The sequence below is a fragment of the Bradyrhizobium sp. USDA 241 genome, from assembly GCF_049739505.1.
Taxonomy (GTDB): Bacteria; Pseudomonadota; Alphaproteobacteria; order Rhizobiales; family Xanthobacteraceae; genus Bradyrhizobium; species Bradyrhizobium liaoningense.
In genome coordinates this window covers 582,834-604,445 of sequence record NZ_JBMGPZ010000005.1, presented here as the reverse complement: position 1 = coordinate 604,445, position 21,612 = coordinate 582,834, and the positions used below count along the sequence as shown (strand labels likewise).

The following is a 21,612-nucleotide window of genomic DNA, read 5'->3' as shown; positions in this document are numbered from 1 at the left end:
GGCGGCGTGATTTCCTGACCGCATGCACGGGAGAGGCGAACGCCCTACAGAGCTGGCCCCGGTTGTTTGGACAGCGCCCCGCTGGATTTAAGTGGATTCCTGCCGGGTTATGCTGAACGCGGGGCTTTACGGTTTTGTCGTTGCGTCGGGAGGGCGTAGCCCGACCAGAGCGACGACAAAACCGTCGGCGACGGTCATGCGGCCATCACCATAGCTTGCGTGCCGAAGTAAGCCTCGTCGGGCGTGCGCCCGTCAAGGCTCGAGTGAGGGCGTCCCTGATTGTAGAAGGCCAGATACTTGGCAATTGACGCTCGCGCCTCGGACACGCTGTCGTAGGCGCGGAGATATACTTCTTCGTATTTGACCGTGCGCCAGAGCCGCTCGACAAACACGTTGTCGCGCCAGGCGCCCTTGCCGTCCATGCTGATGGCGATCTTCGCGTCCAGCAGCACATCGGTGAACTCGAGGCTGGTGAACTGGCTGCCCTGATCCGTGTTGAAAATCTCGGGCCTGCCGTGCTTCGCCAACGCCTCCTGGACCGCTTCGACGCAGAAGGCCGCCTCCATTGTGATCGAGACGCGATGGGCCAGGACCCGTCGGCTGAACACATCGACGACCGCCGCGAGATAGACGAAGCCACGCCGCATCGGAATGTAGGTGATGTCCATTGCCCACGCATGGTCGGGCCGCTCGATCTTCAATCCGCGCAACAGGTACGGGTAGATCTTGTGACCCGGAGCCGGCTTGCTCGTGTTCGGGCGACGATAGACCGCCTCGATCCCCATGCGCTTCATCAGCGTCGCGATGTGGCGGCGACCGGCGTATACGCCCTCCCGCCGCAGCAACGATCGCAGCATACGCGCTCCCGCGAAGGGATAATCGAGATGCAGCTCATCGAGCCGACGCATCAAGGCAAGGTCCTCGGCCGAAACTGGCCGAGGTTCATAGTAGACCGTGCTGCGAGCCAGCTTCAGGACCTTCGCCTGGCGCACGATAGAAAGATCATGATCGCGGTCGATCATCGCTTTGCGCTCAGCAGGCCCGCCTTGGTGAGCGCGCCGGACAAAAAATCGTTTTCCAACGCCAGCTCGCCGATCTTGGCATGTAACGCCTTCAAATCGACCGGCGTCTCGGCCGATGTCTTGTCATGCCCAAACACGCCGGCGGCGCCTTCCAGGAGCTGGTTTTTCCAGATCGTGATCTGGTTCGGATGAACATCAAACAGTTGCGCCAGCTCCGCCAGTGTCTTGTCGCCTTTGACCGCAGCCAAAGCAACCTTCGCCTTGAATGCCGGAGAATGCGTCCGGCGGCTCTTCTTCGTCATCTTCGCTCCTGATTCGCAGCAAGAATCCTCGCCGCTGTCAGGCAGAAAATCCACTCAAGCTACTGTCCGAATTTGCGGGGCCAGCTCTGTCGGCGGTGTGCCAGCCGAGCTTGCCGACGATGTGTGTGGGATAGGTCGCGGCATGGCGCACCGGATGGATGTTGCCGATCATCTCCGGGCCGGAATCGCCGAGCGCCGTCCAGGCGTCCCAGGCTTCGCTCAGGAACGACAGATATTCCGGACTGTGAATGCGCGCGCGCGGCCCCTGCCCGAACCTGGTCGGCTCGACCAGTTGATGCTTTCCGTCCTTCAATCCCTTGAGCAGGCGGTCTGCGCGCTCGGGCTGCTCGGTGGTGCGCTTGACGACACCGCGAACCAGGAAGAATTGCGGATCGTGGCTGCGGTGCAGTTCGGTATGGACGGCTTTCACTCAAACACTCCGTGGTCGCATGCTCTTGAAGGGGGGCCACAGATGTCTTGATGCCTGCGACCGCCCGATGCAAGCAAGAAGAATGCCGCACCCATCGCACGGCTCTGCGCCGGAAGCAGATCGCCCGTGACGCTCAGCAACGCCCGCGCTGGAGGCAGTGCTCGCGCCCCTGCTGGTCGGTGCGGAAGGATTCGATGTAGCCACCCTGGCGCTGGGTGACGAAGACGGTCTTGCCGTCGCTGCCGCCGAAGGCGAGGTTGGTCGGCTCCTTGCCCTTCAGCGCGATCTCCCGCTCGACGGCGCCACTGGGTTTCATCAGCGCGATCGTGCCTTTGAGAATGCGCGCGACGTAGAGACGGCCGGCAACGTCGGTGCGCAGACCGTCGACGGTGTCAGGCTGAAACGACTTGACGAGTTTTGCGCCGGTGAGCTCGTTGCCGCTGATCGCATAGGACCAGATCTGGCCGCTGCTGGATTCGCCGACATAGAGCGTCTTGCCGTCCGGGCTGAGATCGATGCCGTTGGTGGTGCCCATCGCGCGCGGCGCAACCATGACCTGGCCCTGCACCGTACCGTCGGCTCCCTTCGCGATGCGCCAGACGTATCCTTGGCGGCCCTTCCAGTTCGGATCGCTCGCATAAATCGTGCCGTCGCGGGCGATGGTGATGTCGTTGGGCTGGTTCATCTCCTCGGAGTGAAACCAGACGGCCGGCTTGGTCGCGCCCTTCGGGATCGCGAAGATATTGTGCTTCCTGTAGTCGGCAATGAACATGGTGCCGTTCCGATCGAAACGGATGGCGTTGCCGACACTGCCTTCGGGAAGCACGGTGAACGGCTCCGACGCCGCGCCGCCGGCCGGCAGCCTGCCGATGGTGCCGGGCTTGCCGAGATTGACCACGTAGAGGTTGCCGTCGATGTCGGCGGCGGGCCCTTCGATGCCGAACGTGTATTCTCCCGCAGGCGTCGCCTGCACGCTTTCGAACAGCCTGGTCTCGGCCCGGGCGGACGCGGTCGCAATGACGAGAAGAACGCTACCGCACAGGCACCAGAAATTCCTGCCGGATGTAATAGCCATCGCCCTCGGTGCACTCGCCATTCAGATAGGGATCGGCCGGCCGGAAAAATCGGCTGAAGCCGGGTTTGTCTACAGCGCTCCTTTGTGTCACGACGACGACCTTGGCGGCCGGTATTTCGCCGCATTCCTTGTTCGTCCTGCCATAGAACTTGCGCTGCGGCGGACCCGACTTGATCCGCATCCGCGTGCCCGGAACCATGTTCGCGACGAGCAAATCCGCCGCATCCAGCAGACGTTTGTAGCCGGGCTCGGTCTTCGGCAGGCTCTCGCCGCCCGGCGGCATCAGCTTCTCCGCGCCCAGGCCGCGCAGGCGCGTGCGCAGCTTGCCGGCGTCGGGATCGCCCGGATAGATCCAGCCGTCTTGCGACAGCATGAAGCGCAGCACGGCCCCGTCTTTCTCCGTCTCCGATTGACCCGGCGCCAAGCCGAAATCCGCGTGGCAGCCGACGCAATGCTTCTCGACGAGGCCCTTGCGCAGCGTGGTGAGCCGGGCGCTGTTCTGCGTGTCCCTGGCGACGAAGGCCGCGAGCTGGTCGATCATGGCCTGGCTGCGCATGTCGCAGGGCAGCGGCTGAGGCGCATCGTCCGTGGCGCGATCAATGCGGATCACAGTCTTGTTCTTGTCTTCGACCAGCCAGATCGCGCCGTCCTCGGCGACCGTCATGCCGACCGGCGCACCTTGCGGCCGCGCGCCATTGACGCGGTGCCAGCCTGCAATCAGCTCCTCGAACGGCGCGGCAGCGACCTCGCCGAGCTCGGTCTGAAAGCTGCGGGTCGGGTCGGCGGCGCAACTGACGTGATACCGCACCGGCGCCGGGGCAGGTTTGGGGAAGCCGTGATCATCGACGTCATAGACGAGCAGGCGGCTGCCGGTCGGCCGATAGCCGTGCAGGCCGACCAGCAGCTTGCCCTCGAGTTCCGGGAATTTGCCGCCGTGATAGTACAGCATCGCGAGCGGCGCGCCGTGCGGCGGCAGCAGCGAGAACGGCGCCTTGTAGAGCGCATTGGCCGTGCAGAGCGATCTATAAATTCCCGATTGCAGCACTCGTCTGAATTCGGGACTCGGCGTCGACAGGTCGTAGCAATAGGGCCAGCCATAGTGCCGGCCCTGCTCGATCGCGTTGATCTCCTCGTTCGGCTTGAAGATGTCAGGCAGATCGCGACCGTTCTCGCCCTGCAGGAAGGCGTAGCCAGCGTCCGGAAACATCGGGTGCAGCACCAGCGCCATCGAATTGCGCAGGCCGCGCGCATAGACGGTGTGCGGCGGGTCGGGATCGCCAGGCTTCAATGCCGGAAAGAGGCCGCCCGGAGGCGGCGTGAACAGCCAGATCGATGCCAGCGCGGAGGCGCCTTCGGCGGGCGCACAGGGCCTTGTGATCGGCGAGGGCGTGACGCAGTCGTCGCTGTGCGAGCCGACATTGACGAACAGCCGGCCGGTCCTGTCGAACACGAACTGCTTGAGCGGGTGCGCACTCTCGTCGAGCCTGGTGCCATCCGGCAGCCTGATCCGCCGGCCGGGCAGGTGACGGATGATGGTCTCCACCGTGCTCGGCGGATTATCCGCAAGCGGATCGAACCGGAAGATCGCCTCCGGGGTCGAGGCATAGAGCTTCTTCTCCGGGCCGATGACGAGGCCGAACGGATACTCGATTCCGGTCAGCAGCTCCTTGAAACGCCGGTCCTGTCGCGCGTGCGGGTCGAGCAGCAGCAGCCGTCCATCGGCATGACCCCAGCCGCCCATGTCGGCCACGACGAACAGGTCGCGGCCGGGCACCTGGACGATCGAACGCGGAAATTTGAGATGATCCTCTTCGCTGGCGACGAGCCCGGCGCAGAATCCCTCCTTCATGTCGATCTGAATCCTGGGAAAAGCGAGATCGCCGCTGCCGCAAATGTCCGTGCTGATCGCATAGCCGCTCTTCCTGACCGGCTCGGAAGAAGCCGGGGCGAAGGCGAGCAGCGCGCCGGCGACGGCCGCCGCAAACACGCGCAGGCTTCGGCGTTCGCTCAGGAATGTGAACTGGTTCACGGTGCCCCCGACCTTCCCGGAAAACTTGTTCCATGTCGCCGGAACGCCGTCCAGTTGATCATCACCCGCCTGTGATAAAACCTGTAGCGGCTTCCGCAGCGACCAACCTCCGTAGATTCCCTTACCGGGCTCGACCCGAATGTTTCGCAAATGCCTGGGGTGGTATCGATATGCCTTCCCAATCGCTTTCTACAGGAGGCGTTCATGGTCCAGGTCTATTTTCACTGCTCCAACACCGAGGGCACGCTGATCGACCGCTACGGGGCCGTCGTCGCCAATCTGACCGAGGCGCGCGACCGCGCCGCCCAGATCATGAACTCGATGATCCAGACGCCCGGTGCCGAAGACTGGCGCGACTGGGTCATCCATATCAGCGACGATGACGGCGAGGAGATTTTCGATCTCCCGTTCACCGCCATTCTCGGCAAGCCGCATTGAGGTGATGCCATGTTGCTGTCGTCACTGAACCTGCTCCGCCAGCCGCTGACCTTCGTCGCCACCAAATGGCAGACGCTGATCCGCGTCGCGGGTAACCCCTACCGCCCCGAGCTGCACTACATGCGCGGGCCCGGCCCGAAATGGCACGCCAAGCATCCGGCCGGCCGGCTGGACCGCTCGCTCTGAGCACCGTCCACTGCTTTCCTAGAACAGATCGCTCTCTCCACTCGTCATGCCCGGGCTTGTCCCGGGCATCCACGTCTTGGCCACCACGAAGGAACGTGGATGGCCGGGACAAGCCCGGCCATGACGAGCCCCGGGGAAGCGCTTCCCTACTTCACCGCCCCGTAAACCTCGCCTTGCGCTTCTCGATGAAGGCATTGCGGCCTTCGATGGCGTCCGCGCTTTTGCGGACCGTGGCCTGAAGCTCGATCTCGCGGCGGAACTGCGCCTCGTAGGTCGCATGCTCGCTCTCCTCGACCAGCGCGCGCGTTGCCACCAAGGCGCGCGTCGGACCATCAGCCAGACGGCGTGCCAGCGTCAGCGCCTCCTCCATCAGCTTGGCATCGTCGACGACCTGCCGCACCAGGCCGATCTCCTGCGCACGTTCCGCCGTCAGCGGCTCGTTCAGCAGCATCAGCTCGAGCGCGCGCTGCCGGCCGACCAGCCGCGGCAGCAGCCAGGTCGAGCCGAGATCGGGCACCAGCGCGATTCGGCTGAACACCTGGATGAAGCTTGCTGACCGCGCCGCGACGATCATGTCGCCGGCCATCGCCAGACTGAAGCCGCCGCCGGCCGCCACGCCATTGACGGCGACCACGACGGGCACGCGGCACTCGCGCAAGGCCTTGAAGGCCGGCCAGTAGAAGCGCATGACGCCGGCGGCGATATCCTCGCCGAGCGCCTCCGAAGCCTTCAGGCTCTGGCCCGAGCAGAAGCCGCGCCCGGCCCCGGTCAGGATGAGGGCGCGGACGTCCTCGTCCTTCGTCATCTCGGCGAGGGCCGCGGCGAGCGCGCCGAGCAGGTCCGGTGTCATTGCGTTCAGGCTCGCCGGCTCGTCGAGGGTCAAGATCCCGACCGCGCCATCCCGCGCCTGTTTCACACCAGCCATGTCGCTGCTCCCTTTTGATGTTCTCGTTCTCCGCAATGTGCCATGGTCCGCGCGCTCCGCCAATTGCGGAGCCTCGCATTCAACACAGCCACGCAAGACGGCTGACGCAAGACCACTGAATCCAGAGATCAAGACGACATCATGCCTCATCAGTTCAGCCTCAATCAAACCGTCCGCAAACCTGCCGTCACATCCAAGGGCGGCATCGTCGCCTCGCAATCGCGACGGGCGGCCGAAGTGGGGGCAGAGGTGCTCGCGGCGGGCGGCGACTGCGTGGATGCGATCGTGGCAACCACCATGGCGCTGAACGTGCTGGAGCCCTGGAACAGCGGCATCGGCGGCGGCGGTGCGATGGTGCTCTACCGCGCCAAGGAAAATCGCTATGAGGTGATCGACTACGGCATGTGTGCACCACAGAGCCTGCGCGCCGCCGACTATCCACTCAGTGGCGAAGGCGCGGCGTCCGACCTGTTTCCCTGGTCGCGGGTGAAGGATGATCGCAACATCCATGGTCCTGGCTCGATTGCCGTCCCCGGCGTCGTTGCCGGAATGGAAGAGGCGCATCGGCGCTACGCAAAAATGCCGTGGAAGGATCTGGTCGCGCCGGCAGCTCGGCTCGCCGGCGAAGGCCTGCTGGTCGATTGGTGGACCACAGTGACGATCTCGGGTTCGGCCGCCGATCTCAGGCGCTATCCTGCCAGCGCAGCGGCGTTCCTGAAGGACGGGCTGCCACCGAGCGCGCCATGGGGTATCAAGGCCGAGACGCGGCTGCCGCAGGACACGCTGAAGGCAACGCTGTCGCATCTCGCCGAGGCCGGACCGCGCGATTTCTACCAGGGTGATCTCGCCAGGAGCATCGCCTCCGACATCAAGGCTGACGGCGGTTCGCTGTCGGTCGAGGACCTCGCCGCCTTCCGCGCGCATTTACGCGAGCCGCTGGCGATCCCGTATCGCGGCGGCAAGGTGTATGCGACGCCAGAGCTCACGGCCGGGCCGACGATGGCGCATGCGCTGCGCCTGTTGCAGCAGAGCTTGACGCCCGCAGGCGCGCCGGATGCGGCCGCCTATGTCGAATATGCGCTCGCCTTGCAGGCAGCCTTCCGCGAGCGTCTCAAGGACATGGGCGATGCCGACGGCAAGCGCTCGCTCGGCGCCGAATATCTGGCGCCCGCCTGCACCACGCATTTCTCCGTGGTCGACCGCCACGGCAACATCGCTGCGGTGACGCAAACGCTGCTCTCGTCGTTCGGCTCGAGATACGTCACGCCGCACACCGGCATCCCCATGAACAACGGCATCATGTGGTTCGACCCGACGCCGGGCACCACCAACTCGCTGGCACCCGGCAAGCGCTGCCTCTGCAACTACACGCCCGTCATCGCCGAGACGAAGGATGGCAAGCGCCTCGCCGTCGGCGCCTCCGGCGGCCGCCGCATCCTGCCGTCGGTGATGCAGCTGGTATCCTTTGCGATGGATTACGGCATGGACCTCGAGGCCGCCATCCATCAGCCGCGCATTGACGCCAGCGAGGGCGCGATCGTGATCGGCGATGCGCGCCTGCCGGCGGACGTACGCAAGACGCTCGCCGCGCGCTTCGACTATGAAGAGAGTCGCGTGCAGACGTTGCCGCAGAAATTCGCCTGCCCGAGCGTTGTGATGCGCGAGGGCGACACGAATTTTGGCGCGGTCGAGATCTTTCAGCCCTGGGCCGACGCGGTGACGGAGGGCTGAACGCGCGGATCGATGCAAGATTGTGCCAGCGCGCGTTGTGCGCTCGCACGATTGCGTATCTCCGCGAGCGTCACGACTCCTCCGCATTTGCAGGCAACCTAGCTGCGCGCGGTTCGTTCGCCGAACGGACAAATGCGCTCGCCCCACTGGAGGACACGATGAAGAAACTTGCGCTCGCCGCCTCGCTGATCGTTGCGGCCGGCCTTACGTTTGCCGGCCCCGCGGCCGCGAAGGGTGGACATGGACATGGTCACGGCCATGGCCGAGCAATGGGCCATCATTATCATGGCACGACGCCCGGATGGCACCACGGGCGCAAGGTTGGCTGGCGCGGCATGGGGTGTCCGCCCGGTCTGTGGAAACAGGGCCGCTGCTGACGCCCGCTCTGCAAGTCCTGCAAGGCGTCGCCCGAAACCGGGCGGCGCCTTTCTTCAAATGCCGAGCCGGTCCCGCACGCGCCCCGCAATCACGGCGGTCGTCACGCCGACCGGCCAGAACGCGTGCATCGGGATCGGCTTGATGCCTGTGATCGGCATGTCGATCTCGGCCCTGGCGCCGCCGATGAGACGGCGCGCGAGCTGCGAACCCATCGCGGTCGCAAGCGCGACACCGCGGCCGTTGCAGCCGAGCGAGATCAGGATGTTCTCCGCGGGCTCGTGCACATGCGGATAATGATCCGCGGTGATCGCCAGCCGGCTATTCCAGCCGTGAGTCCAGGCAATGCCCTTGAGCTGCGGCCAGAGCCGCTCGGCGTATCGCATAAGATAGGCGACGTCATACGGCGACTTGATCCAGCGCATCGGGCCGCGGCCGCCCATCAAGAGACGGTTCTGCTGATCGATGCGGTAGTAGACGGTGATGTGGCCGCTCTCGTAGAGGACGGGACGCGTCGGCATGATCGAACGGGCGACCTCGTCGGAAAGCGGCGCGGTGGCGGCGATCGAGGAGAACACCGGCACGATGGTGCGGCGGAGCGCCGGCCAGAGATCGTCGGTGAAGCCGTTGGTGGCGAGCAGCACCTTTTCCGAGTGCACCACCGCGCGCGGCGTCTCGATGCGCCAGCGCGTGCCGTCGCGGCGCAGCGACAATGCCGGCGTCTCGCCAAAGACCTTTGCGCCGGCGGAGATTGCGGCGCGCGCGAGGCCGCGCGCGTAGCTGAGGGGATGCAGATCGCCGCCGCGCGCGTCCAGCATGGCGCCGATGTAGCGGTCGGTGCCGGTCATCTCGCGGAGCTGCTCGCGGTTCAGATATTTGACCGGCATGCCGCGGCGGATGCATTGCTGCGCGGTCTTCTCGATCGCAGCAGCGCTCGCCTCGTGATAGGCCGCACGCAGCGTGCCGTTCTGCCGTGCCTCGCAGGGAATTTGATAACGGCGGATCAACTCATGGGTGAAATTCGTGGTGCCATAGGCGAACTCGATCATGCGGCGGCCGAGCTCCGCGCCGAAATCGGCTTCGATCTGATCGGGGTCGTGCTTCAGCCCGGGATTGGTGTGGCCGCCATTGTTGCCGGACGCACCCCAGCCCGGCTCCTGCGCCTCCAGCACCAGCGCCTCGACGCCCTGCTCGGCGAGATGCAACGCGGTGGAGAGGCCGGTGTAGCCGCCGCCGATGATCGCGACCGAGACGCTCTTGTCGACGTCGAGCGGCGGCGTGGCCACGGGTGCGACGGCGGTGTCGGCATAGAGCGAGGGCGGCAAAGGCAGGCGCGTCATTGGCGAAGACCGATCAGAGCGGATGCAGCACGCGGCGCAGGAAATCCTGCGTGCGCGGATGCTGGGGCTGGTTGAGCAGCGCCTTGGCTGGCCCCTGCTCGACGATGACGCCGCCGTCGATGAACAGCACGCGGTCGGCGACGTCGCGGGCAAAGCCCATCTCGTGGGTGACGACGACCATGGTCATGCCGTCGTCGGCGAGCTTGCGCATGACGCCGAGCACGTCGCCGACGAGCTCGGGATCGAGTGCCGAGGTCGGCTCGTCGAACAGGATGGCCTTGGGCTGCATCGCGAGCGCCCGCGCGATCGCGACGCGCTGCTGCTGGCCGCCGGAGAGCTGCGGCGGATGCGCATCGGCCTTTTCCGCGAGCCCGACCTGGGCGAGCAGCGCGCGGCCGCGCTCGAGCGCCTGCGCGCGCGACTCTTTCTTCACGTAGAGTGGTCCCTCGACCACGTTCTCCAGCGCCGTACGGTGTGGGAACAGATTGAAGCGCTGAAACACCATCGAGACCTGGGTGCGAATGTCCACGATCGACGGCGCGTCGCGGTCGACCTTCAGCCCTTCGACGCTGATCTCGCCACGGTCATAGCTCTCCAGTCCGTTGATGCAGCGCAAGATGGTGGACTTGCCGGAGCCGGAGGGGCCGATAATGCAGACCACCTCGCCCTTCTGGACGGAGGCCGTGATGCCCTTGAGCACTTCGACCTTGCCGAAGCTCTTGTGGACGTCGCTCAGCTCGATCATCGCTTGCCGGCCCGCTTTTCGAAGTGACGGACCAGCAGGATCAGCGGGATGCTCATGGTGAGATACATCAGCGCCACCAGCGTGAACACACTGGTGTTCTTGAAGGTCGACGAGGCGATCAGCTTGCCTTGCAGCGCGAGCTCGGCGACCGTGATGGTCGAAGCCTGTGAAGAGTCCTTGAGCATCATGATCATGACGTTGCCGTAAGGCGGCAGCACGATGCGCACGGCCTGCGGCAACACCACGCGCCGCATGGTGAGCCACCAGCCCATGCCGATCGACTGCGCCGCCTCGATCTGGCCCTTGTCGATCGCCTCGATGCCGGCGCGGAAGTTTTCCGCCTGGTAGGCCGAATAGGCGATGCCGAGCCCGAGGATCGCGGCCTGCAAGGCCGACAACGTGACGCCGAGATCGGGCATCACGAAGTAGAGGTAGAACAACAGCACGATGATCGGGATGCCGCGGATCACGTTGATCAGGCTGGCGCTGAGCATCGACAGCGCCTTGATGCCGGAGACGCGCATCATCGCCCAGACGAGGCCGAGCACCGTCGAGAGCAGCAGCGAGCCGATCGTGACGACGATCGTCAGCGCGACGCCGCTCATCAGGATCGGAAAGAACTCGACGGCGTCGTGCCAGAAGCCTTTCATCGGGCAGCCTTCGGTGAGCCGTTATCAGCCCTGGGCCTTCAGGCCCCATTTATCGAGGATCTTGTCGATGGTGCCGTTGGCCTTGAGCTTCGCGAGCGAGGCGTTGATCTTGCCGAGCAGCGCGGTCTCGCCCTTGCGCACGCCGATGCCGACCGAGCCGACCGTGACCGGCTTGTAGCCGTCGACGAGGCGCACCTCGGGGAAGCCGCCCTGCTTCAGATTGTAGGCGAGGATCGGATAGTCGGCGTAGCCGGCCTTGAGGCGCCCGGTATTCACGTCGCGCAGGATGTCGGGAATGGTGTCGTAGGCCTTCACCTCGGCGAACAGGCCGGATTTTTTCAGCGCGTCGACAAAGGCGGTGCCGACCTGGGCGCCGACCGTCTCGCCCTTCAGATCCTCCTGCGTGGCATAGGCTTTGGTGTCGGTCTTCGGCACCACGAGACCCTCGCCGTAGCTGTAGATCGGGTCGGAGAAGTCGACGACCTCCTTGCGCGGCGGCGTGATGAACATCGCAGCCGCAATGATGTCGATCTTGCTCGAGGTCAGCGACGGGATCAGGGCCGAGAACTGCATCGGCTCGATCTGCACGTTGAAGCCGGCATCCTTGCCGACTTCGGTGATGAGATCGACCATGATGCCCTGGATGGTGTTGGTCTTGGTGTCGAGAAAGGTGAAGGGAATGCCCGTCGGCGTCGAGCCAACCTTCAGCACCTGTTGCGCCGAAGCCGGCACCGCGGTTGCAATTGCGAGCGCCGCGATCGCGGCCAGACCAAAACGCTTCATCGCATCCCCCTTTGGGCCCGGCCGGTGGCGGCGCTCGCGCATGTCGTGATCAGACGTTGCGAGCCAAGCCATTTCGGCCTATTTTCACCAATATGAAAATTTGGTCATACTTTCACGGACGATGCAAGCGGTTTTCATGCACATGAAGGAAGCGGTTTGACGTGAGCGGTGGCAAAAGAATGCGCAAACCGGCCGCCGCAAAGCCGGCCAGGAAGGTGAAAGCCGTCGCCAAGCCGGCCGAGCCTGCGATGGACGTCGCCGTCGGCCGCCGCATCAGGGATCTCCGGCGGGTCAGGCAATTCTCGCTGGAGACGGTTGCTGCGCGCACGGACCTGTCGATCGGTTTTCTCAGCCAGATCGAGCGCGGGCTGTCGTCGCCGTCGCTGCGCGTGCTGGCAACGCTCGCCGACGTGCTCGGCGTCGGCATCGCCGCTCTGTTCGGCGCCAGCCCGAGCGCCGACGGCGCATCCGACCAGGTGGTGACGCGCGGCCTGCAACGGCCGGAGTTGAAGCTCTGGCGCACCGGCGTGTCAAAACAGTTGCTGAGCCCGGCCAGCGCCGACAACAAGCTCAACCTGTTCCTGGTGCATCTGGAGCCCGGCGGCTCAACCGGCGACGAACTCTACACGCATGACGGTGAAGAAGCCGGCCTCGTGCTCGAAGGCGCGATGATGCTGACGGTGGACAGCGAGACCTGGTCGCTCAAGACGGGTGACAGTTTTCGCTTCGCGAGCCGAAGGCCGCACCGGTTTTCAAATCCGGCGAACGATGCGAAGTCGGTGGTGCTGTGGGTGAATTGCGTGACGGGGGCGGGATAGCGCCTGATTTTCCGTCATTCCGGGGCGCCGGAACTATGGTGCGCAATTGCGCACCTGAGAATCTCGAGATTCCGGGTTCGATGCTTCGCATCGCCCCGGAATGACAGCGTCAATCACCCGAACCGATGATTGTACCGATCCACCGTCAGCGCACTGACGTCGATCTCCGGCTTCTTGCCCGACAGCATGTCGGCGAGCACGCGTCCCGAGCCGCAGGACATGGTCCAGCCCAGCGTGCCGTGGCCGGTGTTGAGGTGGAGATTGGCGTATTGCGTCGGGCCGATCACGGGCGGGCCGTCCGGCGTCATCGGGCGCAGGCCGCTCCAGAACGTCGCCTTGGCGAGATCGCCGCCGCGCGGGAACAGGTCCGTCAGCGAATGATCGAGCGTGGCGCGGCGCGCATCGTAGAGCTTGTCCGAGAAGCCCGAGATTTCGGCGGTGCCGCCGACGCGGATGCGATCGCCGAGGCGCGTGATCGCGACCTTGTAGCTCTCGTCCATCACTGTCGATTCCGGCGCGCCGGAGGCGTCCTTGATCGGCACCGTGAGCGAATAGCCCTTCACGGGATAGACTGGCAGCGAGATGCCGAGCGGCGCGACGAGCCGCGACGACCAGCTGCCGAGCGCGAGCACGTAAGCGTCCGCCTGCAACAGGCCGGCGCTGGTCGCGACGCCGCTGACGCGGGCGCCCTCGGTGACGATGCGATCGATGCCGGTGTTGAACATGAAGCGCACGCCGAGCGCCTGGGCGTGCTTGGCGAGCGACTGCGTGAACATGTGGCAGTCGCCGGTCTCGTCCTGAGGCAGGCGAAGGCCGCCGACGAACTTCTCCTTCACGCCGCCGAGCGCCGGCTCGACCGCGATGCAGCCCTCGCGGCTCAGCACCTCGAAGGGAACGCCATATTGCTTGAGCACAGCGATGTCCTCAGCCGTGCCGTCGAGCTGGGCCTGGTATCGAAAAAGCTGCAGCGTCCCCTGCGCGCGATCGTCATATTGGATGCCGATGTCGCGGCGCAGGTCGCGCAGGCAATCGCGGCTGTATTCCGCGATCGGAATCATCCGGCTCTTGTTGACCGCGTAGCGCGCGCTGGTGCAGTTGCGCAGCATCTTGAGCAGCCAGACCCACATCACGGGATCGAGCTTCGGCCGGATCACCAGCGGGCCGTGCTTCATCAAGAGCCACTTGACCGCCTTCACCGGCACACCGGGGCCGGCCCAGGGCGAGGAATAGCCGGGCGACACCTCGCCGGCATTGGCGAAAGAGGTCTCCAGTGCCGGCTCCGGCTGGCGGTCGACGACCGTCACGTCATGGCCGGCACGAGCGAGGTAGTAGGCAGAGGTGACACCGATGACACCGCTGCCGAGGATCAGAACTTTCACGCTTCGTCAAACTCCCGCGGCATCACGCTCGCCGCTGCAAGGAAACAACTCGCAACGGCGAGAGCAATTATCAGGCCACCCGCTTGATGGCGTCGCCGAGAATCGAGACCATCTGGTCGATGTGGCTCTTCTCGACGATGAGCGGGGGCGACATCGCAACGGAGTCGCCGCCGGTGCGAAGATAGAGGCCGTTGTTGAAGCAATCGACCAGCATGTCGTAGCCGCGCGCACCGACCACGCCGTCCCGCGGTGCCAGCTCGACCGCACCCATCAGGCCGCAATTGCGGATGTCGACGACGTTCGGCAGGCCCTTCAGCGAATGCAGCGCATCGCGCCAGTATTCGGCGAGCGAGGCACCGCGCGTGAGCAGGCCCTCGTCCTTGTAGATGTCGAGGGTCGCGATGCCGGCGGCACACGCCACCGGATGCGCCGAATAGGTGTAGCCGTGGAACAGCTCGATCTGGTTCTCCGGGCCGTTCATCATGCCGTCGTAGATCTTGCGGCTGGCGAACACCGCGCCGCAGGGCACGGTCCCGTTGGTGATACCCTTGGCGGTCGTCATCAGGTCCGGCGTGACGCCGAAGAAGTTCGCGGCGAACGGCGTGCCGAGGCGGCCGAAGCCGGTGATGACCTCATCGAAGATCAGCAGGATGCCGTGCTTGTCGCAGATCGCGCGCAGGCGCTGCAGATAGTTCTTCGGCGGCGGCAGCACCGCGGTCGAGCCCGGAACCGGCTCGACGATGACGGCGGCGATCGTCTCCGCGCCGTGCAGCGCGACCAGACGCTCGAGATCGTCGGCGAGCTCGGCGCCATGCTCGGGCAGGTCCTTGGCGAAGGCGTTGCGGGTGAGATCATGGGTGTGGCGGATGTGATCGACGCCCGGCAGGAGGGTGGTGAAAGCGCGGCGGTTGGCGACCATGCCGCCGACCGACGTACCGCCGAAGCCGACGCCGTGATAGCCGCGCTCGCGGCCGATCAGGCGGGTGCGGCTCGCCTGGCCGTTGGCGCGGTGATAGGCGAGCGCAATCTTCAGCGCGGTGTCGACCGACTCGGAGCCAGAGTTGGTGAAGAAGACGCGGTCGAGGCCATCAGGCGCGACCTCGGCGAGCCGCTCAGCGAAGTCGAACGCCAGCGGATGGCCCATCTGGAACGACGGCGCGAAGTCCAGCGTCATCAGCTGCCGCTCGACGGCGGCGGCGATCTGCTTGCGGCCGTGGCCGGCATTGACGCACCAGAGGCCGGCGGAGCCGTCGATCACCTGGCGGCCGTCGACGCTGGTGTAGTACATGCCCTCGGCCGAGGAGAACAGACGCGGCGACTTCTTGAACTGCCGGTTGGCCGTGAACGGCATCCAGTACGAATCGGTCTTGATGGTGTTCGGAATCTGATGAAGGGTCACGGCCGCGCTCCTTTGCTGACCCAATAGCTGAGACACGGTTTCGAAACCGCAACAAGTCCTTTTCTGGCGACCTGCAAGCCATTGATCTGACTACCCCCTCCGGTCCATATTTGCGCGATCCGCAACACCTGCAACAGGGGCCAGGGGCATGAGCGTCGACATCGGTGGACGGCTGCGATTCATCCGGGCGCGCCACAAGCTGTCGCAGCGCGAGCTGGCCAAGCGCGCCGGCGTCACCAATTCGACGATCTCGCTGATCGAATCCAACCAGATGAACCCTTCGGTCGGCGCGCTCAAGCGCATCCTCGACGGCATCCCGATGGGGCTCGCCGAGTTCTTCGCCCTGGAGCCGGAGTCGAGGCGCAAGATCTTCTACCGTGCCGAGGAGCTGACGGAGGTCGGCAAGAAGCCGATCTCCTACCGGCAGGTCGGCGACAATCTGTTCGGTCGCAGCCTGCAGATCCTGAAGGAGCGCTACGAACCGGGCAGCGACACCGGCCGCGTGCATCTCGTCCATGAGGGCGAGGAAGGCGGCATCGTGATCTCGGGCAAGCTCGAGGTCACCGTCGAGGACGAGCGCCGCATCCTCAACCCGGGCGATGCCTATTATTTCGAGAGCCGCCGCCCACATCGCTTCCGCTGCGTCGGCGGCAAGCCCTGCGAGGTGATCTCGGCCTGCACGCCGCCGACGTTTTGAAGCGCGGTCAATATCCGGACTCCTACGGGGTCACCGGTTTCTTACGGAGCTTGAGCCATCTCAATTTCCCCGGGCCGCACCGCTATATATTGCGAACCGTAGCCGAGCAGCCTGGCGCCAAAGGTGCTGAGGTTATCGCCCGGAGTTCCAGGCACACCGGGGCCGCTTCGTAACAGGGCTCGCAGATGAAGATCACGCTCGCCAATGCAGAAGCCGCGCTCGACGAAGTCCAGCGCGACGCCTACAAGCTCCATTCGCGCGAGCTGCGCAAGGCCATCGCCGAATACATCGCGATGCAGCGAGAGGCGCTGAAGGCGCTCCGGAAAAAGCTGCATTGACGAGGCGCGGCGGGGCGAGAAGATCTCGCCCCGTTCTTTTTTGCCTCAAAGCTGCGTCAGCAACTCCTCGATCCGGATCGGAAAGCGGCGGACGCGCACGCCGGTCGCGTGCCAGACCGCGTTGGCGACCGCGCCGGCACTGCCGGTGATGCCGATCTCGCCGACGCCCTTGATGCCGAGCGCGTTCACATGCGGATCGTGCTCCTCGACCGTGATGACGTCGAGCGGCGGCACGTCGGCATTCACCGGGATGTGGTACTCGCCGAGATTGGCATTCATGATCCGTCCGCTGCGCCGGTCGGTGATGGCCTCCTCGTGCAGCGCGAACGACATGCCCCAGATCATGCCGCCGAACAGCTGGCTCTGCCCCATGCGCGGATTGACGATACTCCGGCCGCGAAGGCACCGACCATGCGGGTGACGCGGACCTGGCCGAGATCGGGATCGACCTTCACTTCCGCGAACACCGCGCCGTGGGCGTGCATCGCATATTCCTCCATCGCGGCAGGGTTCGGCGCGCCGGTGCCGCGCGCCTCGACCTCGGCGACGCCGGCGCGCGCAAGGATCTCGGGATAGCTCTCGCCGCGGCTCTCGTCGTCACGACGGATCAGCTTGCCATCGCGCGCGATCACGCCGGCATTGCCGGCACCGAACAGCGGCGAGCGTTCGTCATTGGTGGCGAGATCGGCAAGCCTGGCAATCACGGCCGCTCCGGCACTGTGGATCGCGGCACCGGCGGTGGCCGTGTGCGCCGAGCCACCGGCAATGCCGGCATCCGGCAGGTCGGATGTCCCCGCCTTGAACTCCACGCGGTCGACATCGAGGCCGAGACCGTCGGCCGCGATCTGGGCGAGCGCCGTCCAGGCGCCCTGCCCCATGTCGTGCGCGCCGATCTCCATCACGCCGGAGCCGTCGCGGCGGATCACCGCCCGCGCTTCCGCCTGGAACATCAGCGCCGGGAAAGTCGCCGTGCCCATGCCCCAACCGACCAGGAGGCCGGCATCGTCGCGCATCTGCCGCGGCCGGAGCGAACGCTTCGCCCAGCCGAAGCGCGCCGCGCCCTGCTCGTAACAGGCCCGCAGCGCTTTTGAAGAGAACGGCTTTCCGGTGATCGGCTCGACCTCGGCGTAGTTCTTCAGGCGGAAGGCCAGCGGATCCATGCCGCAGGCCCAGGCCATCTCGTCGATCGCGCTCTCGAGCGCGATCGAACCCGTCGCTTCGCCCGGCGCGCGCATGAACAGCGGCGTGCCGGTGTTGACGCGCACGGCATCGTGCGAGGTGCGGATCGCGGGCGCCGCATAGAGCGTGTGCGACGCATCGGCGGCAGGCTCGTAGAAATCGTCGAAGGTGCTCGACACGGTCCGCGCATGGTGATCGAGCGCGGTCAGACGCCCCTCGCCATCGGCGCCGATGCGCAGGCGCTGGCGCGTCGGCGCGCGATGGCCGACCGGGCCATACATCTGCTCGCGGCGCAGCACGAGCTTGACCGGCTTGCCCACCAGCTTCGCTGCCATGATACCGAGAACCGGCGGACCGCCCATCAGCCCCTTGGAGCCGAAGCCGCCCCCGAGGAAGGGACTGCGAATGTGGATCTTGTCGTGCGCGATGCCGAACAGTTCGGCAATGCGCGCCAGCGACAGCATCAGACCTTGAGTCGGCATGTCCACGGAGAGCCTGTCGCCATCCCATTGAACCACGATCGCATGCGGCTCCATCGCGTTGTGATATTGCGGCGGCGTCTCGTAAGTCGCGTCGATCAGCTTCGCGGCTGAGGCGAGCCCCGCCTCGATGTCGCCGTGGTGATGCTCCGCGGGGTTACCGACACCAACGACCGGCGGCACGAAGCTCTCGCCGGCATCGAGGCCGACCAGCGGAGGCAGGGTCTCGTAGCGAGGCGCCAGCAGCGCCGCGCCTTCCGTTGCGGCCTCCAGCGTTTCCGCGATCACGACCGCGATGGGCTGGTTGGCGTAACGGACTTCGTTGCTCTGCAACGCTTCCATCCGGAACACGAACGGATTGGTCTTGATCTCCGGATCGATCGCGAGCTGCGGCCTGTGGTCGGGCGTCATGACGTCGACGACGCCGGGATGGCGCTTTGCGGCGGCGACGTCGAGCGAGGCCACGCGGCCGCGCGCAACACTCGAGACGGCCACCACCGCGAACAGCATCCCGGGCGGATGATTGTCGGCGGCATAGGTCGCCCGCCCCGTGACCTTGAGGACGCCGTCACGACGGGTCAGCGGCTGGCCGATGTTCGAGCCGTGCCGCAGATGGGCGGGCGCGCTGGTCAGGTTGAGCTCAGGCATGGATGGCTCCGGAAGTCGCGGCAAAGGGAGAAGCCGGCAGCGCGGGGATACGCGCAGGCGTGCCGGCGGCGGCGAGTAGCAGCGCGCGCACGACGATGCGGCGCGCAAGCTCGATCTTGAAGGCATTGTCGCCGGACGGTTTTGCGTCGGCGAGCGCCCGCCAGGCCGCCTCCTGGAACACGTCGGCCGTTGGCGCAACGTTCCTGAGCACGTCCTCCGCGGCACGGGCGCGCCAGGGCTTTGCGGCGACGCCGCCGAGCGCAAGCCGCGCTTCAGCGATCCTGCCGTTCTCGATCCGCAGCGCAGCCGTGGCCGATACCACGGCGAAAGCATAGGACGTGCGCTCGCGGACCTTGAGGTAGCGCGCGTGCGCGGCAAAGCCGCGCGCGGCGGGCGGCAGACGCACGGCGACGATGAGGTCTCCGGGTTCAAGCACGGAGTCACGCTCGGGCGTATCGTCGGGCAGGCGATGCAGTTGATCCAGCGCGATCTCACGCCGGCCGCCCCTGCCCTCGATCTCGACGACGGCGTCGAGCGCGACCAGCGGTACACAAAAGTCGGACGGATGCGTGGCGATGCAGTTCTCGCTCCAGCCGAGCACGGCATGGCTGCGGTTCTCGCCGTCGCGAGCGTCGCAGCCGCTGCCGGCCTCGCGCTTGTTGCAGCGGCCGGCGGTATCATAGAAATACGCGCAGCGTGTCCGCTGCAGCAGATTGCCGCCGACGGTTGCGGCATTGCGCAACTGAGCCGACGCGCCGGAGAGCAGGGCCTCGGCGACGGCGGGATAGGACCTTGCGAAGTCCGCATCGTGCGCGAGATCGGCGTTGCTGACGAGTGCGCCGATACGCACACTGCCGTCGGCGAGACGCTCGATCTGATCGAGGCCATCGAGATGCGTGACGTCGACCAGGCGGTCCGGACGGCTGACGCCGCCCTTCATCAGATCGAGCAGGTTGGTGCCGGCGGCAAGAAAAACAGCGCCCGGCAGAGCGGCGGCGGCAACGGCCTCTGCGACCGTGGCGGGCCTGACATAATCGAACGGCTTCATGCGGAGCGCCTCTGATTGGATTCGTCCATATGTCCTTGCGCCTCCAGCACCGCATCGACGATGCCGGCATAGGCGCCACAGCGGCAGAGATTGCCGCTCATGCATTCGCGGATGCGTTCGGGATCGTTGCCGGCCTGCGCCTCGCTCATCATGCCGATGGCGCTCATGACCTGGCCGGGCGTGCAGAAGCCGCATTGAAAACCGTCATGGGCGATGAAGGCGGCCTGCACGGGATGAAGCTCGTCGCCGCGCGCGACGCCTTCGATGGTGAGGATGTCGGCGCCGTCGTGGCTGATGGCGAGCGCGAGGCAGGAATTGATGCGCTTGCCATCGACGAGGATGGTGCAGGCGCCGCACTGACCGCGGTCGCATCCCTTCTTGGTTCCGGTCAGATGGAGGCGCTCACGCAGGAGATCGAGCAGCGTGACGCGTGGATCGTCGAGGACGAAATCGCGCCGCGCACCGTTCACGGTGAGGCTGATGGAGTGGTTCATACAAGGCTCCGATCAGATATGGACATGAGTCATCGTGCAGCGCGCCACCTCCGTGGCCGCCGTCGATACCGCGCCGCCCGGACACGATGCGGGCCGACGCTGGAGCGAAGATACGGAGGCGCCCTCCGTTTAACAAGGGTCGCCCGCAAATATTTGGAATTCGTCAAAAGCCCTTGCGCCACCAACGCGATGCGGCCCTTTTGGGTTCGACGAGGGTTCAATCTAACCAATTCGTGATCTACATTGCCGCCATGGACGACCACGCCGACCAAATCCGCAAGCCCCGCGCCGATGCCGTGCGCAATCGCGAACGCGTGCTCGAGGCCGCGAAGGCCGTGCTCAACGCCGGCGGGCCCGAGGCGAGCCTGGAGGCCGTCGCAAAGCGCGCCGGCGTCGGCATCGGCACGCTCTACCGGCATTTCCCGACGCGCGAGGATCTGTTCGAGGCGGTGTACCGGCGCGAGGTCGAGCAGCTCAGCGAGCTCGCCGAGCAATTGAAGTACGCCAAGGACCCGGTGGACGCGCTGCGTCGCTGGCTGCGCTCCAACGTCGAATTCGTCGCCACCAAGAAGGGCATGTCGGCCGCGCTGGCGCTGACGTTCCAGAGCTCATCCGAGCTCGCGGCTTTCTCCATGGACCGGCTGACCAAGGCGATCGGCTCGCTGCTCGACCGCGCGGTCGCGGCGGGCCAGATGCGCGGAGATATCAGCCCGGAGGATCTGCTGCGGACGCTCGTCGGCATGTGCTACATGCACGACCAGCCCGGCTGGCAATCCTCGGTGCTGCGGATGCTCGACGTGTTCGTCGACGGTCTGCGAATGCGGCCCGGCGTCAAGACCAAGGCGCGCGCGGCCGGCTCTCGGTCTTTGTCAGCCAAGACGGCCAACCGCAAGTCGAAGCGCGAGCGCTGAAGCATGATCCGGAAAAGTGCAGAGCGGTTTTCCGAAAAGATCATGCTTAAACAACAACCTGAAGCGCGATGACGATTCATCCTAATCGCATCGTGCTTTAGTTGGACAATTTGTCCTGTTGAGCCGCGCATCTCCTCGCACGAGTGTCTCACACCGACGTGAAGAAGCGTTTTGCGCTCGATCAAGCGACG

General features: G+C 65.6%; 20 protein-coding genes and 2 pseudogenes. 8 read left to right on the top strand and 14 right to left on the bottom strand.

Annotation, left to right across the window (positions count from 1 at the left end):
- Positions 1–194: 194 nt before the first annotated feature.
- The 4 genes and pseudogenes from ABIF91_RS24705 to ABIF91_RS24690 all read right to left on the bottom strand — a co-directional run bounded on the left by ABIF91_RS24705 (position 195) and on the right by ABIF91_RS24690 (position 4,858).
- Positions 195–1,324, bottom strand: a protein-coding gene (locus tag ABIF91_RS24705; protein WP_129557670.1) for an IS3-like element ISRj2 family transposase whose coding sequence is annotated in 2 segments (ribosomal slippage) — positions 195–1,072 and positions 1,072–1,324 — 1,131 coding nt in all. Because the reading frame shifts where the segments join, the coding sequence is not laid out codon by codon here.
- A 76-nt stretch (positions 1,325–1,400) separates the two neighbouring features.
- Positions 1,401–1,754 (bottom strand): annotated as a pseudogene (locus ABIF91_RS24700) (histone deacetylase family protein); the annotation flags it as partial.
- A gap of 133 nt (positions 1,755–1,887) precedes the next feature.
- A complete protein-coding gene (locus tag ABIF91_RS24695) occupies positions 1,888–2,829 on the bottom strand; it encodes an SMP-30/gluconolactonase/LRE family protein (RefSeq protein ID WP_028180147.1) in 942 nt (313 codons plus the stop codon).
- A complete protein-coding gene (locus ABIF91_RS24690) occupies positions 2,786–4,858 on the bottom strand; it encodes a PQQ-dependent sugar dehydrogenase (RefSeq protein WP_028180146.1) in 2,073 nt (690 codons plus the stop codon). Before ABIF91_RS24690 ends, ABIF91_RS24695 begins: the two co-directional genes overlap by 44 nt.
- A 204-nt stretch (positions 4,859–5,062) precedes the next feature.
- Between ABIF91_RS24690 and ABIF91_RS24685 the strand changes: the two genes are divergently transcribed.
- Complete coding sequence (locus ABIF91_RS24685) at positions 5,063–5,296, top strand: DUF6894 family protein (protein WP_028180145.1); 234 nt, start codon at positions 5,063–5,065, stop codon at positions 5,294–5,296.
- Between the two features lie 9 nt (positions 5,297–5,305).
- Positions 5,306–5,482: a hypothetical protein gene (locus ABIF91_RS24680; protein WP_162832038.1), complete on the top strand. Its 177-nt coding sequence runs from the start codon at positions 5,306–5,308 to the stop codon at positions 5,480–5,482.
- A 151-nt stretch (positions 5,483–5,633) separates the two neighbouring features.
- Here the strand turns inward: ABIF91_RS24680 and ABIF91_RS24675 are convergent, their stop codons facing one another.
- Positions 5,634–6,407: an enoyl-CoA hydratase-related protein gene (locus ABIF91_RS24675; RefSeq protein WP_028180144.1), complete on the bottom strand. Its 774-nt coding sequence runs from the start codon at positions 6,405–6,407 to the stop codon at positions 5,634–5,636.
- A 141-nt stretch (positions 6,408–6,548) separates the two neighbouring features.
- Here ABIF91_RS24675 and ABIF91_RS24670 point away from each other — a divergent pair, with 141 nt between their 5' ends.
- Positions 6,549–8,138: a gamma-glutamyltransferase family protein gene (locus tag ABIF91_RS24670; RefSeq protein WP_284279182.1), complete on the top strand. Its 1,590-nt coding sequence runs from the start codon at positions 6,549–6,551 to the stop codon at positions 8,136–8,138.
- A gap of 158 nt (positions 8,139–8,296) precedes the next feature.
- Positions 8,297–8,515, top strand: a complete 219-nt coding sequence (locus ABIF91_RS24665; protein ID WP_162131077.1) for a hypothetical protein — start codon at positions 8,297–8,299, stop codon at positions 8,513–8,515.
- A gap of 54 nt (positions 8,516–8,569) precedes the next feature.
- Here ABIF91_RS24665 and ABIF91_RS24660 read toward each other — a convergent pair whose 3' ends face one another.
- The 4 genes from ABIF91_RS24660 to ABIF91_RS24645 are packed head-to-tail and all read right to left on the bottom strand — an operon-like array spanning position 8,570 to position 12,031.
- A complete protein-coding gene (locus ABIF91_RS24660; RefSeq protein WP_028180142.1) occupies positions 8,570–9,853 on the bottom strand; it encodes an NAD(P)/FAD-dependent oxidoreductase in 1,284 nt (427 codons plus the stop codon).
- Between the two features lie 13 nt (positions 9,854–9,866).
- On the bottom strand, positions 9,867–10,598 hold the full coding sequence (locus ABIF91_RS24655; protein WP_028180141.1) for an amino acid ABC transporter ATP-binding protein: 732 nt from the start codon (positions 10,596–10,598) through the stop codon (positions 9,867–9,869).
- On the bottom strand, positions 10,595–11,248 hold the full coding sequence (locus ABIF91_RS24650; RefSeq protein WP_035677941.1) for an amino acid ABC transporter permease: 654 nt from the start codon (positions 11,246–11,248) through the stop codon (positions 10,595–10,597). Before ABIF91_RS24650 ends, ABIF91_RS24655 begins: the two co-directional genes overlap by 4 nt.
- Before the next feature lie 24 nt (positions 11,249–11,272).
- Positions 11,273–12,031 (bottom strand): ABC transporter substrate-binding protein, encoded by a 759-nt coding sequence (locus tag ABIF91_RS24645; protein WP_028180139.1) that lies wholly within the window; start codon positions 12,029–12,031, stop codon positions 11,273–11,275.
- A 179-nt stretch (positions 12,032–12,210) separates the two neighbouring features.
- On the opposite strand from ABIF91_RS24645, the gene ABIF91_RS24640 reads away from it, so the two are divergent.
- Positions 12,211–12,849: a helix-turn-helix domain-containing protein gene (locus tag ABIF91_RS24640; RefSeq protein ID WP_035677939.1), complete on the top strand. Its 639-nt coding sequence runs from the start codon at positions 12,211–12,213 to the stop codon at positions 12,847–12,849.
- Between the two features lie 113 nt (positions 12,850–12,962).
- Here ABIF91_RS24640 and ABIF91_RS24635 read toward each other — a convergent pair whose 3' ends face one another.
- Positions 12,963–14,228, bottom strand: a complete 1,266-nt coding sequence (locus tag ABIF91_RS24635; protein WP_028180137.1) for a D-amino acid dehydrogenase — start codon at positions 14,226–14,228, stop codon at positions 12,963–12,965.
- A gap of 70 nt (positions 14,229–14,298) precedes the next feature.
- Positions 14,299–15,627 carry an aspartate aminotransferase family protein gene (locus ABIF91_RS24630; RefSeq protein WP_035677937.1) on the bottom strand — a complete coding sequence of 443 codons (1,329 nt, stop codon included), beginning with the start codon at positions 15,625–15,627 and terminating at the stop codon, positions 14,299–14,301.
- 148 nt (positions 15,628–15,775) lie between these two features.
- Here ABIF91_RS24630 and ABIF91_RS24625 point away from each other — a divergent pair, with 148 nt between their 5' ends.
- Positions 15,776–16,324, top strand: a complete 549-nt coding sequence (locus tag ABIF91_RS24625) for a cupin domain-containing protein (protein ID WP_028180135.1) — start codon at positions 15,776–15,778, stop codon at positions 16,322–16,324.
- Between the two features lie 185 nt (positions 16,325–16,509).
- Positions 16,510–16,662: a hypothetical protein gene (locus tag ABIF91_RS24620; protein ID WP_196233521.1), complete on the top strand. Its 153-nt coding sequence runs from the start codon at positions 16,510–16,512 to the stop codon at positions 16,660–16,662.
- Between the two features lie 45 nt (positions 16,663–16,707).
- Here ABIF91_RS24620 and ABIF91_RS24615 read toward each other — a convergent pair.
- The 3 genes and pseudogenes from ABIF91_RS24615 to ABIF91_RS24605 all read right to left on the bottom strand — a co-directional run bounded on the left by ABIF91_RS24615 (position 16,708) and on the right by ABIF91_RS24605 (position 20,510).
- Positions 16,708–18,968 (bottom strand): annotated as a pseudogene (locus tag ABIF91_RS24615) (xanthine dehydrogenase family protein molybdopterin-binding subunit).
- Positions 18,961–20,016, bottom strand: coding sequence for an FAD binding domain-containing protein (locus ABIF91_RS24610; protein ID WP_028180134.1), 1,056 nt, complete (start codon positions 20,014–20,016; stop codon positions 18,961–18,963). Before ABIF91_RS24610 ends, ABIF91_RS24615 begins: the two are co-directional and overlap by 8 nt.
- A complete protein-coding gene (locus ABIF91_RS24605) occupies positions 20,013–20,510 on the bottom strand; it encodes a (2Fe-2S)-binding protein (protein ID WP_028180133.1) in 498 nt (165 codons plus the stop codon). Before ABIF91_RS24605 ends, ABIF91_RS24610 begins: the two co-directional genes overlap by 4 nt.
- A 251-nt stretch (positions 20,511–20,761) precedes the next feature.
- Here ABIF91_RS24605 and ABIF91_RS24600 point away from each other — a divergent pair, with 251 nt between their 5' ends.
- Complete coding sequence (locus ABIF91_RS24600) at positions 20,762–21,421, top strand: TetR/AcrR family transcriptional regulator (protein ID WP_424579456.1); 660 nt, start codon at positions 20,762–20,764, stop codon at positions 21,419–21,421.
- The last annotated feature ends 191 nt before the right edge of the window (positions 21,422–21,612 follow it).

Bases quoted from the DNA above. Each gene is read 5' to 3' on its own strand.
- ABIF91_RS24620 (WP_196233521.1), top strand. From the start codon at position 16,510: ATGAAGATCACGCTCGCCAATGCAGAAGCCGCGCTCGACGAAGTCCAG.
- ABIF91_RS24650 (WP_035677941.1), bottom strand. From the start codon at position 11,248: ATGAAAGGCTTCTGGCACGACGCCGTCGAGTTCTTTCCGATCCTGATG.
- ABIF91_RS24660 (WP_028180142.1), bottom strand. From the start codon at position 9,853: ATGACGCGCCTGCCTTTGCCGCCCTCGCTCTATGCCGACACCGCCGTC.
- ABIF91_RS24655 (WP_028180141.1), bottom strand. From the start codon at position 10,598: ATGATCGAGCTGAGCGACGTCCACAAGAGCTTCGGCAAGGTCGAAGTG.
- ABIF91_RS24610 (WP_028180134.1), bottom strand. From the start codon at position 20,016: ATGAAGCCGTTCGATTATGTCAGGCCCGCCACGGTCGCAGAGGCCGTT.
- ABIF91_RS24645 (WP_028180139.1), bottom strand. From the start codon at position 12,031: ATGAAGCGTTTTGGTCTGGCCGCGATCGCGGCGCTCGCAATTGCAACC.
- ABIF91_RS24625 (WP_028180135.1), top strand. From the start codon at position 15,776: ATGAGCGTCGACATCGGTGGACGGCTGCGATTCATCCGGGCGCGCCAC.
- ABIF91_RS24640 (WP_035677939.1), top strand. From the start codon at position 12,211: ATGCGCAAACCGGCCGCCGCAAAGCCGGCCAGGAAGGTGAAAGCCGTC.
- ABIF91_RS24685 (WP_028180145.1), top strand. From the start codon at position 5,063: ATGGTCCAGGTCTATTTTCACTGCTCCAACACCGAGGGCACGCTGATC.
- ABIF91_RS24605 (WP_028180133.1), bottom strand. From the start codon at position 20,510: ATGAACCACTCCATCAGCCTCACCGTGAACGGTGCGCGGCGCGATTTC.
- ABIF91_RS24675 (WP_028180144.1), bottom strand. From the start codon at position 6,407: ATGGCTGGTGTGAAACAGGCGCGGGATGGCGCGGTCGGGATCTTGACC.
- ABIF91_RS24680 (WP_162832038.1), top strand. From the start codon at position 5,306: ATGTTGCTGTCGTCACTGAACCTGCTCCGCCAGCCGCTGACCTTCGTC.
- ABIF91_RS24695 (WP_028180147.1), bottom strand. From the start codon at position 2,829: ATGGCTATTACATCCGGCAGGAATTTCTGGTGCCTGTGCGGTAGCGTT.
- ABIF91_RS24670 (WP_284279182.1), top strand. From the start codon at position 6,549: ATGCCTCATCAGTTCAGCCTCAATCAAACCGTCCGCAAACCTGCCGTC.
- ABIF91_RS24600 (WP_424579456.1), top strand. From the start codon at position 20,762: ATGGACGACCACGCCGACCAAATCCGCAAGCCCCGCGCCGATGCCGTG.
- ABIF91_RS24665 (WP_162131077.1), top strand. From the start codon at position 8,297: ATGAAGAAACTTGCGCTCGCCGCCTCGCTGATCGTTGCGGCCGGCCTT.